The organism is Mastigocoleus sp. MO_188.B34 (assembly GCF_030065675.1).
Taxonomy (GTDB): domain Bacteria; phylum Cyanobacteriota; class Cyanobacteriia; order Cyanobacteriales; family Nostocaceae; genus Mastigocoleus.
Genome location: NZ_JASJDK010000159.1, coordinates 1 through 15,144 on the forward strand (window position 1 = coordinate 1; position 15,144 = coordinate 15,144).

At 36.2% G+C, this 15,144-nt stretch carries 11 protein-coding genes; 5 read left to right on the forward strand and 6 right to left on the reverse strand.

The features are described from left to right. Window positions 1–491: 491 nt before the first annotated feature. Window positions 492–821, forward strand: a complete 330-nt coding sequence (locus QNJ50_RS25610; RefSeq protein ID WP_300641246.1) for a VOC family protein — start codon at window positions 492–494, stop codon at window positions 819–821. 155 nt (window positions 822–976) lie between these two features. Continuing rightward, window positions 977–1,861 carry a carboxylating nicotinate-nucleotide diphosphorylase gene (gene nadC, locus QNJ50_RS25615; RefSeq protein WP_300641248.1) on the forward strand — a complete coding sequence of 295 codons (885 nt, stop codon included), beginning with the start codon at window positions 977–979 and terminating at the stop codon, window positions 1,859–1,861. Between the two features lie 94 nt (window positions 1,862–1,955). On the opposite strand, the gene QNJ50_RS25620 is transcribed toward nadC, so the two are convergent. After that, window positions 1,956–2,879, reverse strand: a complete 924-nt coding sequence (locus tag QNJ50_RS25620; RefSeq protein ID WP_300641250.1) for a nucleoside hydrolase — start codon at window positions 2,877–2,879, stop codon at window positions 1,956–1,958. A gap of 551 nt (window positions 2,880–3,430) precedes the next feature. On the opposite strand from QNJ50_RS25620, the gene QNJ50_RS25625 reads away from it, so the two are divergent. After that, window positions 3,431–3,658, forward strand: a complete 228-nt coding sequence (locus tag QNJ50_RS25625; protein WP_300641252.1) for a hypothetical protein — start codon at window positions 3,431–3,433, stop codon at window positions 3,656–3,658. A gap of 527 nt (window positions 3,659–4,185) precedes the next feature. On the opposite strand, the gene QNJ50_RS25630 is transcribed toward QNJ50_RS25625, so the two are convergent. The 3 genes from QNJ50_RS25630 to QNJ50_RS25640 all read right to left on the reverse strand — a co-directional run bounded on the left by QNJ50_RS25630 (window position 4,186) and on the right by QNJ50_RS25640 (window position 9,748). Further along, on the reverse strand, window positions 4,186–7,143 hold the full coding sequence (locus QNJ50_RS25630) for an AAA-like domain-containing protein (protein WP_300641254.1): 2,958 nt from the start codon (window positions 7,141–7,143) through the stop codon (window positions 4,186–4,188). A gap of 3 nt (window positions 7,144–7,146) precedes the next feature. Continuing rightward, on the reverse strand, window positions 7,147–9,312 hold the full coding sequence (locus QNJ50_RS25635; protein ID WP_300641256.1) for an AAA-like domain-containing protein: 2,166 nt from the start codon (window positions 9,310–9,312) through the stop codon (window positions 7,147–7,149). Between the two features lie 79 nt (window positions 9,313–9,391). Continuing rightward, window positions 9,392–9,748, reverse strand: coding sequence for a CU044_2847 family protein (locus QNJ50_RS25640; protein WP_300641258.1), 357 nt, complete (start codon window positions 9,746–9,748; stop codon window positions 9,392–9,394). A gap of 391 nt (window positions 9,749–10,139) precedes the next feature. Here QNJ50_RS25640 and ptsP point away from each other — a divergent pair, with 391 nt between their 5' ends. Then, window positions 10,140–12,653, forward strand: coding sequence for a phosphoenolpyruvate--protein phosphotransferase (ptsP, locus tag QNJ50_RS25645; RefSeq protein ID WP_300641260.1), 2,514 nt, complete (start codon window positions 10,140–10,142; stop codon window positions 12,651–12,653). On the opposite strand, the gene QNJ50_RS25650 is transcribed toward ptsP, so the two are convergent. Then, the gene (locus QNJ50_RS25650; RefSeq protein ID WP_300641262.1) at window positions 12,650–13,135 is read right to left on the reverse strand and encodes a hypothetical protein; all 486 of its coding nucleotides are present in this window, start codon (window positions 13,133–13,135) and stop codon (window positions 12,650–12,652) included. The genes ptsP and QNJ50_RS25650 overlap by 4 nt on opposite strands. Before the next feature lie 533 nt (window positions 13,136–13,668). Between QNJ50_RS25650 and QNJ50_RS25655 the strand changes: the two genes are divergently transcribed. Beyond that, complete coding sequence (locus QNJ50_RS25655; protein WP_300641264.1) at window positions 13,669–14,577, forward strand: SUMF1/EgtB/PvdO family nonheme iron enzyme; 909 nt, start codon at window positions 13,669–13,671, stop codon at window positions 14,575–14,577. 252 nt (window positions 14,578–14,829) lie between these two features. Here the strand turns inward: QNJ50_RS25655 and QNJ50_RS25660 are convergent. Then, on the reverse strand, window positions 14,830–15,144 hold a 315-nt coding region (locus tag QNJ50_RS25660), incomplete at its 5' end, for a hypothetical protein (protein ID WP_300641266.1).

Below are 15,144 nucleotides of genomic sequence, written 5' to 3' on the forward strand. Positions count from 1 at the left end.
GGTGTATACTAGCTTCTAAACTATAAAGTTTTCAAGGTTCGAAGCCTTCAGAGTGTTGCGCTCTCGCGCTCCCCTCTCTCAGGCACTTGTTTATAGTACCGATACTCCCAGAACCTGTCAACACCTTTTTCGAAAAATTTTGGGACTTTTTTTGCTGTTAACCCTCAAATCCTTGTACAACAAAGTTTGTAGCCGCATTTTTTTTTGTTTTTCCTGGTTTGAGCCCTGAAGCACTGATAAAATTCAACCCTTCAAGTCATCTCGCTATCTATATATATGAAACCCCTTCAAGGCATCAAGTTAATTGAAGGTCTAAATGTCTTATCGCTGGACTGCCACAATATTCTGTATTTGAATTTCTGTACTTTAATTTTCTGAAATCACTTGTTGTGTTGATTTGCGATTTCTTTCACACGGATGGAACGTTTAAATATCTTGTCCGAAGAAACAATCCGCTAGTACATTAGTATGGCGTTGATTATTTTTAGTCTATGAGACAGAAACTAAATATTGTGACTTTGGGAGTTGAAGATTTTCAGCGGTCTTTGAATTTCTATCAAAACGGTTTGGGTTGGAAAACATCCAGCGCGAGTACGGAGAATATTGCATTTTTCCAGTTGGGTGGAATTGTTTTTGCACTTTACCCAAGAGATAAATTGGCTGAAGATGTGACGATCACTCCTGAAGGACATGGTTTTTCTGGAATCACCCTTGCTTACAACGCCAAAAATAAAGCAGAAGTAGATGAAGTCTTGAGGAACGTTGAAAAACTGGGTGCAAAAATTGTCAAAAAAGCACAAAAAGTTTTTTGGGGTGGTTAAAGTGGATATTTTGCCGATCTTGATGGTCATTTATGGGAGGTCGCTTGGAATCCATTCTTTGAATTTGATGATTCAGACAATCTAGTACTTCCCTAATCGGATAATCATCATATATATAGATTGAATATCGGAAAATTTGAGATGAGCAATACTCAATGAGAACTTCAAATGCTGTATTACCACCAAACTTACTGCTGAATGATTATTTAAAAGCTTGGTTACAAGAAGATATTGGAAGGGGCGATCGCACGACTCAAAGTTTGCTTGCTGAAAATACAAGTACGGGTCAAGCTCAGTGGATCGCTAAAGCTGATGGTGTTATTGCTGGTTTACCGATCGCGGCTAGGGTATTTCAACTTCTAAATGAGAAAGTCAGTTTTACTCCCTTAGTAAAAGAAGGGGAATATTGTAAGTCTGGTATAGCGATCGCAAAAATCGAAGGTTCTTTAGACGCGCTGCTGACTGGGGAGCGAGTGGCTTTAAACTTAGCGATGCGGTTGAGTGGTATTGCAAGTCTCACTTATATATATGTAGAAAAAATCGCCGATTTACCAACAAATTTCGTCGATACTCGGAAAACAACTCCGGGTTTGAGAATTTTGGAAAAGTATGCAACTCAAGTGGGAGGAGCAATTAATCATCGTATGGGTTTGGATGATGCGGTGATGATCAAGGATAATCACATTGCTGCTGCTGGAGGAATTGGAAAAGCAATTACTTGTATTCGCTCCCGCATACCTTATCCATTAATGATAGAAGTAGAAACGGAAAACTTAGATCAGGTAAAGGAAGCAATAGAGTACAAGGCTGACATCGTTATGCTGGATAATATGCCTGTTGATTTGATGAAGCAAGCAGTTCAGATTATTCGGGATTTTAGCGGTCGCAACGCGCGGGGCAATCGCATTAAAATAGAAGCTTCGGGAAATATTAATTTAGATACGATTCGAAGTGTTGCTGAAACTGGAGTTGATTATATATCTAGTAGCGCTCCGATTACTCAGTCCAAATGGCTGGATCTGAGTATGAGAATAAGTTGAGAATTTGCCAGGATTTGCACATAAGAAATATATCAGTTATCAGGGCGCAGTTCAGTGCGCCCCTACAGAACGCAAAATTTTGTTTTTATTACTTTTATTTTCTCCACTGTTGTAATAGGTAAGAATAAAACCAATCTTTATCAACTTTATCCATTGCGAAAATTTTTCTTCCTCCGGTAACAACCTTAGTCCGTCCCTGACTTAAACCGGAGGTAATAATTTCTGTTTCCCACTCTTTTAACTCAAAAGCTTTTGGGTTACCTAAATAAGATGTTGCTAGAACATCCCAAGCATAGTGATCTTGGGGAATAACCAAAGCATAACATTGTCCTGCTAAATCAGAGATTGGACGATCACGCTGTTGTCCAAGTTTTTGCACTAACTCAGATGTGACGGGGACGCTATTAGTTATATCTAAGGGACACATTATAATTTCAATTTGCGATCGCCATACCCGCGCAACAGAAATTGGATCCCAATAAGCATTCCATTCTGCTGAACCATCTTGTCCGGGTTCCCAATTTTTCTCGACGTTACCAGGAACGTTCAAAGCACCACCCATCCAAACAATACAGCGAATTTTTGCTTCGATTTCTGGCGATCGCTCCAAAGCAAATGCCACATTTGTTAAAGGTCCAGTAACCATCAAAGTAACAGGTTCAGTTGCTTCTTGAAGCATTTTTAGCATGAAGTCTTGACCCGATTCAGCTAGCAAAGGTGTAGAAATAGTTTCCTTTTGATTGAGAATGGGGAGATGATCCACCACAAAGGAGTCTCGACGGTAAAGATAAGGAAAAGCATTAATACCTCTGACATTACTTTCTGCTACAGGGATATGAGAACCTCCCATTAAATCCAAAATTTTTAGCGTCGCGCTAACAGCAGGTTGAATGTAACAATCAGCAGGAGTAACAACAACACCAATAAGTTCGTATTGGTTCATTGTCATCAGCAGCATGGTGGCTAAATAATCGTCAACACCACCATCATGATCCATTAAAACTAATTGTTTGGACATAATAAAATCAGTTACTAGATATCTCGCTCCATAGATAATTTGTAACTTGTGCTCGGGGTTTAATGTATGAAATAGCTGCTTATTTTTCCCATATACATTTTTATATTGAAATTAATATTCAGATTTATATCTTAAAAATACTTTTCAGGATATGGAAACTATACCTTTTCGAGAAGATTTTCAACTGATTTTAGAAAGGTCTGTATCGAGGTTACAAATGATATTTACACTAAATAACATGACTCATTAATCACATATAAATCTTCTAACATCGAAAAACTAAAGCAAGTAACTTGTAATACAAAGCATCGAAGATGCTTGCTTATTTCAGTATAAAGTTAGTTGACATTTTGATTGATTATTGAGGGTAAAAGAAAATTAGTAGAATATTTATAAAATTCCAAAAGTACTAATACTTAGATAGAATTCAATTGAGGTGTGTATAATAAACTTCTATTATTCCCTTTTGTAATTTCAATACAACACCAGATATAGGGCAGCTTTTCTGGTATGATTAAATACGAGTAAAGTTTTAACTATAGGCAATAATAATGGGTGAGGAAGAAAGTTTTGAAGGATTTACAAAAATCCATAAAGCACGATTCAATATCATTAAAATTTTACGTACGAGATTTAAGGAAATTCCAGAGCAAGTGGTAGAAACTATTAATGGAATAAATGAAGAGTCGGTATTACAATTGCTTTTTACTAATTCAATAACTGTAGCTGATTTTGAAAGTTTTCAGCAGGTTTTGAAGAGTGTGATGTCTGGGGAATAAATAATATAATTGTCAAAATAATATTTATTGAGTAAATAGTTTACTTTATTATAATGACTAATAAATATTTTTTGAATATTTAAAATAAATAATCTGATAAATTTTGAAATCTTAAATAAGATACTTTAGATAATTTTTTATTAAAATTTGAGTCAATTTTTATTCTAAACCTTTATAGGACTTACGCAAGTGTCACAATTGGTGGTTGGTGCGTGACGCTATAAGTCTGATTCTTACGTTCAGATATTTTCACAGCGTCACACACCCTACAGGAAAAATATGCCAGTTGCGTAAGTCCTACTTTAGTAAAAAGTTTGAATATTTTTAAAATGCTTGTGTGTGTAATAAGCTTTTACCCCATAAGAATTGACTGCTTTATCGCAATAATACTTATGAGGAAAGGCTATTGTATAAGTAAAATTAAAGCTAACTTTACTTACGAATATCTTAGTATTTGAAGAAAATTTAGGTATTTGGATCTGTGACTATTTACTTTTGTGATAGTTCACAAATATATTAACTTCTATTTATTGATATATTTTAAAAAAGATTTCTAAAGAACAGTCATTACTTGTAATATTTTTTGTAACACTAAGAAAAAGTGATAATGATAATGCTGTAATTAAGGCAATATACATTTTTATAGATATATTTGGTATGTTAGTATATCGTTGAATCTCTTGTATAATAACTCTTATTTGAATAGCAAAACTTATAATGATACCAAATATTAGCCATGCCAATGATGGCTGATTAAGAAAATTGAAAGTATATAAGTATGAAGAAATGTCAATTAGAGATACAAAATTTATAATAGTAAAACTCAGAAATTTTATAATCCATGGAAGAATATATATGAAACCACTCAAAGTGAGTAATAACAAAAACCAAAAACGAAAATTTATCTCAGAAATTATTTGATTTAAAATAATTAAAATATATTTCCGTATAGGTTTTATCAAGATAACTATCATCAATACGAGCATAAAAATGAGTCTATTTGCTCCATTTTCAATATCTTGATTGCTTACATCTTGGATTATTTGATTAGGGCATAATTTTAATATATTTGTATTTAATACTTCATTATTTATAGAAAGCCAAATATCATTTGCACTTGGTGTTTGTGAAAAGCTTGATGTTTGTGAAAAGAATAAACCTCTGGTAATACTAAATCTAGGTAGTGTAATATTAAATCTAGGTAGTTTGTTATAAAAACAAAAAAAGCCCACCATAGAACGTACAAACCACATCAAACCTGCTGTACTAGCAGCATAAAATAAAGACGAAGTAGTAATATTATCCCATCTGATAGATTTTTTAAAATTAACAGGTATAGTATATGTTTCAATATTTGTCTCTAAAATTATTAAATCTGTGTATTTACCTGTTTTGAAAGAGTTTGGATTTAGTTGTGTGTATAAATCTATTATTTGACCTTCGAAATTAATCGATTCTCTTTGATGCAATTTTTTAGTAGATTCATTAGTATAAAGTTTTAATAGTTTACTTGATGCAGTTGCCCTAAATCTTCCATCAATTATTCCACTGGAAGTCTCACACATGATTTTTAATAAAGTAATTATCGGTTCTTTGTAATGCGATATATCTCCTAAATCTAATTTATTTGGATTTATACGAAGTTTTGTTTGTTTAACAATATATTTTAAGGGAATTTCATATTCTTTCTCAATCCCTTCTAAGTAGATAACTAAAAAATCATCATAACTACCAGGATTAACTTCAAGTGTATCGATTTGAAGAGAAAATATTTGATTTAAAGAATTAAAGTTTTCAGATAAAATGATTCCAGGAAGACGGTGCTTTAATTTTATTAAACCCCATCCAAAGCCACGTCCGTTATTTATAACATGAAATTCAAGTATATTTTGATAACCAATAGCTATTTCACCTAAATTAATTTCATTGGGTTCTATGACTAGTAATGGATATGGTTGAATTCTACAAGATTTACACATTTCCCGGACGAAAATTTCCAAGCATCGCCGGTTTTTATCTACATATTTATCTATAATGTTACGCGATATATTTACTAAATCAGTCCTACCTTGTCCACGTAGCCATTGTGTAATATCACCATTGAAAAGATAATCCACAGCTTCTTCTGGATATTTATCACACAAAATAATTAATTCAGAAATATTAGCAGCTTGTCCATTTATAAACCTAAATGTATGTAGCTTTAAAGCATCTTGTAATTCCTTGGTTTGAAGCTCTTGACTAGCACCTAAAAAATCAATGTCTTCATTACTCAAACTTTTACCTGTTGCCCATAATCGTGCATCTTCTAATGCCTTTCCTCTCAATAAGCGTGATTTATCTTTACGCTCAGAAGCTAGCCAAACTGCTATCGCCTCAGAATATGGACGCAAATTTTCTAATGCTCTATCAACCCAAATTTGATTAAAAACAAGCTGGTAAATTCGGTTATGGACTTTTAATCTATCATGCTGCTCGACTACTAATCCTGACAGTCTTAATTCCATTTGTTCTCGACTATCATCTGCTGTGATTTCTCTTTGTCGCAAAATTTGTTGATATAACCCTAGTAGTTTTCCTGCGAGTTTTTCTTTCCTTAAAATCCGATGACGTATTGTACGTAAATGTTCTGGTTCATCTTGAGATTCCCAGTTTTCAATTATGTACGACCGCACAATCTTTTCTACAGATATGAACTCTTTACTAAATTGGATCAAGTTACAAAGCTTATGAGTCAGAAATGGTTGTCCTCCAGTCCAATGAAGTATTTCTTTTAGAACAGCTTGAGGATTATCTACTTTACTCTTTAATCCTTTAGTTAAAGGGTCAATTTCATCTTCTTGAAAGCCATTTAGTGCAATTGCTTGACCGATATTGAAAGGTGTACGCTTTTTGTTTTGAATTAAATCAGATGGTGTTGCTACTCCCAGAAGTGCAAATGTCAAACGCTTATAAATTGGGTTATCAGCACGCTGATTATAACAATATCGAATAAAAGCAAAAAAATCGTCCGTAGGAAAATTCAGACTAAGAACACTGTCTATTTCATCGATAAAAATAACTATAGGTTGAGAAAGTTCAACGAGTAATATATCTTCAATAAACTCACTTAGATGTTGTACTTCAGATACACGGACTTGTTCGCGTAACCATTCCTTTACATTAAATTTGTTTGCGATCTGGAAATTTCTTGCTAGGGTTCTAATGATACCGCCATACCACTGTTGAGAAGAAACTTGTTGACTACCAATTTGTGTCAAGTCGAGTGCTGCACAGGCAAAACCTTCTAGTTGCAAGCGTTTCATTACTTGAACTCGCAAACTGGATTTACCCATTTGGCGCGAATTCAATACATAGCAAAATTTACCAGCTTTTAATGCTTGATATAAATCTTCATCAGCTTGACGTTTAACATAACTGGGGGCATCAACTGGTAAACTTCCCCCTACTTGATATTCGTAGGCTGGGTGTTTTTCTGTACTCATCAGTTAAATTCTCAAGCGATCGCTAAAGTAATGCCGATACAAGTTACAACGTGGGGTAACATCATTGCCTTGTACTTTTATCAACCCCATACTAAGTAATTTAAAGCATTCTATCGAATTTAATCTCACAGCCTTAGTATTACTAACTACTCTATTCATTGCAGTAGCTATATCTGGATGTTGTTCTAAGTCCCATAAATGTCGTCGCAGGTGGTCGCAATAAAGACTAGATTCAGTCGGTGCAATATTTAAAATTTGATCGAGTGTAGTATCTTGGCGAGCAATACGATAAAGTGCAACTCTTACTAAATATGGGTGTCCTCCAACCATATTTGTCAGTTTATTTACCTGAATAGAATCCCAATTTAATCCATGTCTTCTTGCTAGATCGAGTATTTGTTCGCAATTAAATTCACGTAGCTCTACTGGTAACCCGACATTAAAAGGTGACTGGTGCATATTCATAGGAATATAAACTTCTGTAGAATGCACTACTACCAGTCGTAATTTTTTCCAGATGTCGGTACTCTTTGATTGTTCATGCCAAGCACGTAGAAGTCCAAAAAAGTCAGCCGCGATTTCAGAATGTTCAAATACGCGATCAACTTCATCTAATCCCAAAACTAAAGGTTGATTAATTTCTTTTAAAAGATAATCCTCGAAATAAACCGTACAGTTATCTTTACTGCCAAAAATATCATCCCAATAATCTTTTAATTTATTAGATACTTTTAATCTTCTTCCTACAACTGCACAAAACCACCGCAATAATTTATCTAAATCTTGAAATACTTTGCTATCTGCTAGTTGAAATGTCAAAGGTACTGTTAAACAATCTGCTTGTGAAGCTTTATGTAGAATTCTCGCCATTAAAGAAGTTTTACCCATTTGTCGGGGTGCTTTGATGCGGATTAGAGAACCTGGCTTGACTATGTTTTCATAGCAACGTTCTTCAATGGGAGAGCGTTCTACATAAAATTTTGAAGCTAAATCTACTTTTCCGCCTGGTATTTCTGGTTCTGCAACTGGGAGAGGAAGAGCAAAACATTCTGTTGAGGTAATATTAGATGGTTGAAGTGTAGGTATGACAGAGAAATCTTCTGTCTGATCTGTTTCAGGATGATTATTACTGTCTTCCCTTGCCAATAAATTTAAAACTTCTTCAAGAATTTTTGCAGTGTCTGCGGATGATTTCCATTCTCGCTGCTGAATTTGGCTTAAATGACCCCGTAAGTCATAATTGAGCGGAGAATTCATGGGAAATTGAACACGAATAGGTAGAATAACTGGTTTCTTTTCGGGACGTAAATCTGCTAATTCCTTTGCTCGTCGTACTTCTTCTATTACCATTTCACTTGTTGCAGATTTTGGAGATAATAGCAACAAGAAATAATCACATTGTTCTAATTCTCTATCGATACGCTGCGTCCATTTTTCTCCCAGTTGAATACTTTCCCCTGCCATGAATGCATCATGTCCAGATGCTTTAAAACTTTCATAGAAGTATTGAGCAAGGCTTAAATCTGGATCTTGACTACGATAGCTGATAAAAACTCTAGCACTTTTATTTGCTTCAATTGGCGGTACAAATGGTTGTAAATTCATAAATTTATCTAAATTTACCCATTTATCTTGCACAGTTGATAAAGGTACAGCCAATGCACCTTCTGTATTATCGTAAGCAGCAATTATGCCAATGACTCGTTGATTTTCTGCATCAAAGACTGGCGAACCACTATAACCTCTTTGTACATTTTGTGAATTTGCCTTTATTCGTAATCGAAGCATTGGCAAATTACCAAAAACAGACTGAGGATTAATGTCCGTAATGTTACCGTCAATAGATGCGCCTTTAGGAAAATCGGGACGTCCGTAGCCAATAGACAAAAATCTATCCATTGGCTGAAAATTTATTGAAAGGGGGACTGAAGAACCCTGATAGTCAAATAATTGCAAAACTGCAAAGTCATCATGACTTCTACTACCTAAGTAAATTAAATCTACAGGCTGTCCATTTACCCGTATTTTTTCATGACCACCAGCATCTTCAACTACATGGGCGCAGGTAAGTAGATGTCCTTCGGATGAGATAAAAAAGCCCGTACCGAAAATATTACCGTCTGTGGAAATAATGGCTACCGTGCATTCTTTAACTAAATCCCAAGACATGAGAATTTATTGCTTTTGCAATTTTAAATAGTTCAACAACTAACAAACGGAGAGAATAACTTGACTTATGGGTTAATAATCATCTGCGATTGGTGATTTTAGGTTCTTGTATTAAATTCCACTTTAAAGTTACTTTTAGAGATGCTTTCCCAGATGCTTCTACCAGATAAACTGAACCTTTACTGGTAAAATTTATGCCCAGTTCAACTTCTGCATCTGTAGCTCGTGTTTCTTCATGTAGCTGCTGAAATGCTTTAGTCAATGGACGCGAAGCACGAACAATTAAATCCTTTACAATACTAAAACTTTGGTCAAGCTTTTTAATAGGTGTTTCTCCTGGAGCTGAGACTCGTCCAACATTTGTTTCTAGCACTTCTACTGCTACGAGAATCGTACTGTTATCTTCAGTTTTTAATTCTAAGAGTTCTCGCACCATAATCAACTCTAATAGTATTTCTGTGAAAAAAAAACTTAGCCGATTTACGTTCCTCAGAAAAATACTACAATCAAATTCATTATAAACTTTGAGTAAAAAATAATTCTTATTACCTTGTTACAATTTTATCCAAATCTATTGAAGGGTTTATTTTCAGAAGAATTGTGTAGAATTTTCTTTAAATCGTTGCTATCTCCTAATTCGAGGAATTCTCAACTTCCATAAGAGAAAATTCATTAAAAAAAATAAATAAATCCGGCGAACCAAATGAAGATGTTTAAACTTATGTTATGCAGTACTCTTAAATTACAGGTGCTCGCATAATAATATTATCTTGAGTTAAAGTAACTCTCTTATTTAAACACCCCTCAACAAGGTTAATAGTGTTGTAGTGGTCGGAATTATTATAGTTTCTCATAGCAAACAGCTAGCCCAAGGCGTCCGGGAACTGGCTACACAAATGGTTCAAGGTACGGTTCCGTTAGCGATCGCTGCGGGAGTAGATGACCCGGAAAACCCCCTGGGTACGGATGTCATGGAAGTACATGCTGCCATCGAGTCGGTTTACAGTGACGATGGTGTAGTAATTTTAATGGATTTGGGAAGTGCTTTGATGAGCGCAGAAATGGCTCTGGAGTTTCTTCCCAGCGAACAACAAGAAAAGGTTCATTTATGTGCTGCTCCTCTGGTTGAAGGTGCGATCGCTGCTGTGGTTGCTGCTGCTTCTGGAGCAAACGTCGATCTGGTAATAGCTGAAGCAAAGGGCGCACTTGCTGCAAAAGCCGCACAGTTAGGCGACGATATTGAATTTACGACATCTGCATCCCAGTCTCATTTAATAGATAGTGAAGAGGAACAACATGCAGATAGGATACAGGTAAAAATCAGTAATCGCATGGGTTTACATGCTCGTCCAGCAGCGAAGTTTGTTGCAACAGCGAACCAGTTTCAATCCCAGATCAGAGTACAAAATTTAACCAAAGGTAGCGAACCTGTTCGCGGTGATAGTATCAACGAAGTTGCAATGTTGGGCGCTCGTTGTGATGATGAGTTAGCGATTTTTGCTACAGGTACGGATGCTCGTGAAGCGTTAATGACCTTACAGAAATTAATCGAAAGTAATTTTGGCGAACCAGAAATCGTTGATGAACCCCCATCCACAACATCTCCAAGTTCAACTGAAATTACCAATAGTTCTTCCCTGCAAGGAATTCCAGCTTCTCCAGGTGTGGTTATAGCTCCTACTGTCCGCTACCAACCGACTTTTTTAGCTGTTGAAGAACGATATGTAGATGATGTTGAAGGGGAATGGGAACGTTTACAGGTTGTTTTAATCACAGCGTATCAAGAAATTCAAATTTTACTTTCCCATGCTTCAACCCAAATAGGTGATTCGGAAGCTGCGATATTTGACGCTCACTTATTATTTTTGTCGGATCCCGCGCTGTTAGATGCAGTTCGTCATCGTATTTATGAGCATAAGTTAAATGCTGAAGCTGCTTGGCAATTTACAGTTGAAGAAATAGCTAACGGCTATCGCCAAATGGACGATCCGTATATGCAGGAACGAGCTGCTGACATGATAGATGTGGGACAACGGGTGCAGCAATTGCTTGGAGGTAGCGTTACTAGTCCTCCCAAGTTATCCCAACCAGCGATTTTAATTGCGAAAGACCTTACACCTTCTGATACAGCCCAGTTGGATAGTAGTTTAGTTTTGGGAATTTGTATAACTCAAGGTAGTGCTACATCTCATAGTGCAATTTTAGCTCGGAGTTTGGGTATTCCTGCTGTTGTGGGCGCACCAAAACAAGTATTGCAAGTCATAGACAAGACTACGATCGCACTGGATGGGGAAACCGGTCAAATCTGGATCGATCCAGACCAAAGTGTGAGAACTGAGCTACAAGTAAAACAGCAGGAGTGGGAAAATAGCCCAAACCAAGCCCTTGAAAGCGTTCGTGAATTAGCAAAGACTCGAGATGGACAAAGAATCAAGGTTTTAGCAAATATATCTGGAATTAAAGATGCTCGAGTCGCTTTAAAGATGGGTGCAGAAGGTTTCGGTTTGTTGCGGACTGAGTTTTTATATTTGGATCGAGCTAAAGCACCTACGGAAGCTGAACAATTTAGTATCTATCAAGAAATTGCTCAATCTTTAGATAATCAATCTTCAGAAAATCAGCCATTAATAATTCGCACTTTGGATGTGGGAGGTGATAAACCTTTAGCTTATCTCCAAAAACCCTTGGAGAGTAATCCTTTTCTAGGTTGGCGAGGAATTCGTTTTTGTTTAGATAATGTGGAATTATTTAAAACTCAACTCAGAGCTATTTTAAGGGTTAGTTCCAGTCATAGGATCAAAATTATGTTTCCCATGATTGCAACTTTAGCCGAACTCCAAAGAACAAAAGCGATATTAAATCAAGTAAAAACAAAATTACGTCAAGAAAATATTCCCTTCGATGAAAACATGGAAGTAGGAATGATGATTGAAATTCCTTCAGCCGTGGCGATCGCTGATAGATTAGCAACAGAGGTAGATTTCTTTAGTATTGGAAGCAATGACTTAAGTCAATATATAACTGCAGCCGATCGCACCAATCCGAGAGTGGCTAAATTAGCTGATGGTTTGCATCCGGGAGTATTAAAAATGATCAATGAAACCATCCAAGCTGCACATCAAGCAGGTATTTGGGTTGGTTTATGTGGCGAACTTGCTTCCGATCCCCAAGCGATTTCAATTTTAGTAGGTTTGGGAATAGACGAAATTAGTTTAAATCCCCACGCAATACCAAAAATCAAAAAAGCGATCGCCCAATTAAGTTTTCCAGAAGCGGAAGCGATCGCTCAAGCAGCATTAAAGTTAGATTCATCTGAATGTGTGAGAATGTTGATTTCTTAAGACACAACTATTGGATAATCGGGTGTGGGATTCAACGGACAGCTAAAAACATATTTACCGGGTTTGAGGGTAATTTCATAATCTTGAGTTGCACCTTTAGTTAAACCACCACCGCTAACCTTGGGTAAAGTTACCTGATTAAGACCTTCTCCCCTGAGGTAAAAACCTAATTCATAGGGAACGTCACGGTTCGCAACTCGAAAAATATATTTTCCTGGTTTGAGTTGTAAAGGCTTAAATCCTTTTTGTCTTTCTGCTAAAGTTTTAGCATTAATTCCCTTACAGTCTTCAGCTTTAGTTGTTTTAAACTGATAATCCTTGCTTTCTGTTTCGACAAATTGACAACCAGTTTGAGTCAAAGTGACAATTTGAGGTTTTCCTGCTTCCCCGACCTCTTGTTCAGAATTTGATTGAACGTTTCCACAACCTACAGCAAACATTAATAGTAATAAGCTGCTACCCAAAAATAAGTTTTTTTGCATTGTTTTTACCTACTTTCAATATAAGATTGATTTTTCTAATTTCCCAGCAACTTAGGTTATTAAATTTCCCATCTCTACAAAATGTTATATTTTAAGACATCATTTTACTGGTTTCAAAAATTACATTTTGATATATAAATGTGGGCGTTAGTCGATCTAGGAAATTTTTCTTCAAATAAAAATCCCCAAGCTTTGTGAATATCTCAGAGGATGTTTGAAAAGTTATATTATTTACCTAAGATATCTTGGATCCCCCTAAATCCCCCGATGTATTGGGGGACTTTTGCCCCCTTTTTAAGGGGGTTGGGGGATCTCAATAATGATATTGGGTAATAAGCTATACTTCTCAAACATCCTCTCAACCAATTAGCAATTAGCAGTTAACAATTACCAACAATAATTTAAGTTTATTCAGAAAGTATTTTCTGAGATGAGAGTAATCTGATAGTGGTATGATTTTTCACTGAGAATCCAGAATTATTCTGCTTATGTTGCGAATAAAGCGACGACTTCCAATTTTCATATGGGTTGGAATGACGCTTGTTATAACTGGGACGATCGCAAATTTTATCTTCGAACAATCTTCAGTTTCACCAAAGTCAATTAGCCGTAGTCGCTGTGAAACTAATAATGACAGTTCTTTTATATTTATTCCCGCAGGTGAATTTATTTCTGGTAGTGACAAAACCGAACGAGATTATGGCTATCGGATTTCAGCAGAAGCAGCAGCAAAAAACTCCACAACAGTAGCAAAAGAAGAACGGGAATTACGACAGGTTGGTTGGTTTAATGGGGAGTCTCCCCGAAAAGTGATTTTTCTTCCTGCTTTTTGCATCAGTCGGAATTTAGTTACAAATAGAGAATATCAAAGTTTTGTCCAAGCAACTAATCACCGCGTACCAGATATTTCCGAATCTGATTACCAAAAACAAGGTTTTTTAGTGCACCCTTACACTACAGTTCAACCCTATCGCTGGACTAATGGTAAATATCCATCGGGACAAGCACAACACCCGGTAGTATTAGTATCTTACGAAGATGCGATCGCTTTTACTCAATGGAAAAGCAAACAAGATAATTATACTTATAGATTACCAACGGCAAAGGAATGGGAAAAAGCCGCCCGTAGTCAAGATGGACGTTATTTTCCTTGGGGTAATAAATGGGATCACAATGGAACTAACTGGGCTGGTAGTGGCTTAAATTACACTAATGCGATCGCTACTTTTATGAAAAGTCGCAGTCCTTACGGTGTTGAGGATATGGCAGGAAATGTGTTTGAATATACTTCAACTTTGCGATCGCAGATTGTTCGCACGGTTTCAGTTATGAAGGGTTGTTCTTGGGATGATTTACCTGGATTTTGTCGGGCTGCTTATTTCCATACTCGTCCTATTCAATCCCGTCATATTTTATTTGGTTTTCGATTAGTTAGGGAATAGGATATTGGAGAATTTGGGAGTCAGAAGTTAGAAGACAGGAGTCAGAATAAATACTTAAAAATATTTTGTTGGAAAATTTATAGAGGTGAATTTCATTTTCTCAAAAATTTATTAGGAAACGAATTTATGACAAACACTTTCCAGCCTTTGCATTCTCTCCACTCTGCATTCCTAATTGCTAATCTTGACTCCTGTTAGCAAAGTGGTGCGCTACCGCGCACAATTCTGATTTCTGGATCCTGACTCCTAAAGTTAAAATTTAACTCCAATTTGTCCGTTAATTCCCCGAACAGAATTATAACCAGCACCGATAAAAACATTATCGGAACTGTTCAGTTGTACTCCACCGGAATAAGCAAATCCCTTATCGTCTGAATAGTATCCAACTCCGACATAGGGTGCGACAAAGGGGAAATTAATAAATTTCAATACATCTACTCCAGTAGATTCGTCAGGTCCTCTACCCAACTCAACACCTACACCTACAGCCCTAGCACCGATAGAAAAGGTTACGTCACCTTCCTGGGAACCAACAGAAACCCAAGGACGGGGTACGATTTGAGCTTT

Bases quoted from the DNA above. Each gene is read 5' to 3' on its own strand.
- QNJ50_RS25610 (WP_300641246.1), top strand. From the start codon at position 492: ATGAGACAGAAACTAAATATTGTGACTTTGGGAGTTGAAGATTTTCAG.
- nadC (WP_300641248.1), top strand. From the start codon at position 977: ATGAGAACTTCAAATGCTGTATTACCACCAAACTTACTGCTGAATGAT.
- QNJ50_RS25620 (WP_300641250.1), bottom strand. From the start codon at position 2,879: ATGTCCAAACAATTAGTTTTAATGGATCATGATGGTGGTGTTGACGAT.
- QNJ50_RS25625 (WP_300641252.1), top strand. From the start codon at position 3,431: ATGGGTGAGGAAGAAAGTTTTGAAGGATTTACAAAAATCCATAAAGCA.
- QNJ50_RS25630 (WP_300641254.1), bottom strand. From the start codon at position 7,143: ATGAGTACAGAAAAACACCCAGCCTACGAATATCAAGTAGGGGGAAGT.
- QNJ50_RS25635 (WP_300641256.1), bottom strand. From the start codon at position 9,312: ATGTCTTGGGATTTAGTTAAAGAATGCACGGTAGCCATTATTTCCACA.
- QNJ50_RS25640 (WP_300641258.1), bottom strand. From the start codon at position 9,748: ATGGTGCGAGAACTCTTAGAATTAAAAACTGAAGATAACAGTACGATT.
- QNJ50_RS25650 (WP_300641262.1), bottom strand. From the start codon at position 13,135: ATGCAAAAAAACTTATTTTTGGGTAGCAGCTTATTACTATTAATGTTT.
- QNJ50_RS25655 (WP_300641264.1), top strand. From the start codon at position 13,669: ATGACGCTTGTTATAACTGGGACGATCGCAAATTTTATCTTCGAACAA.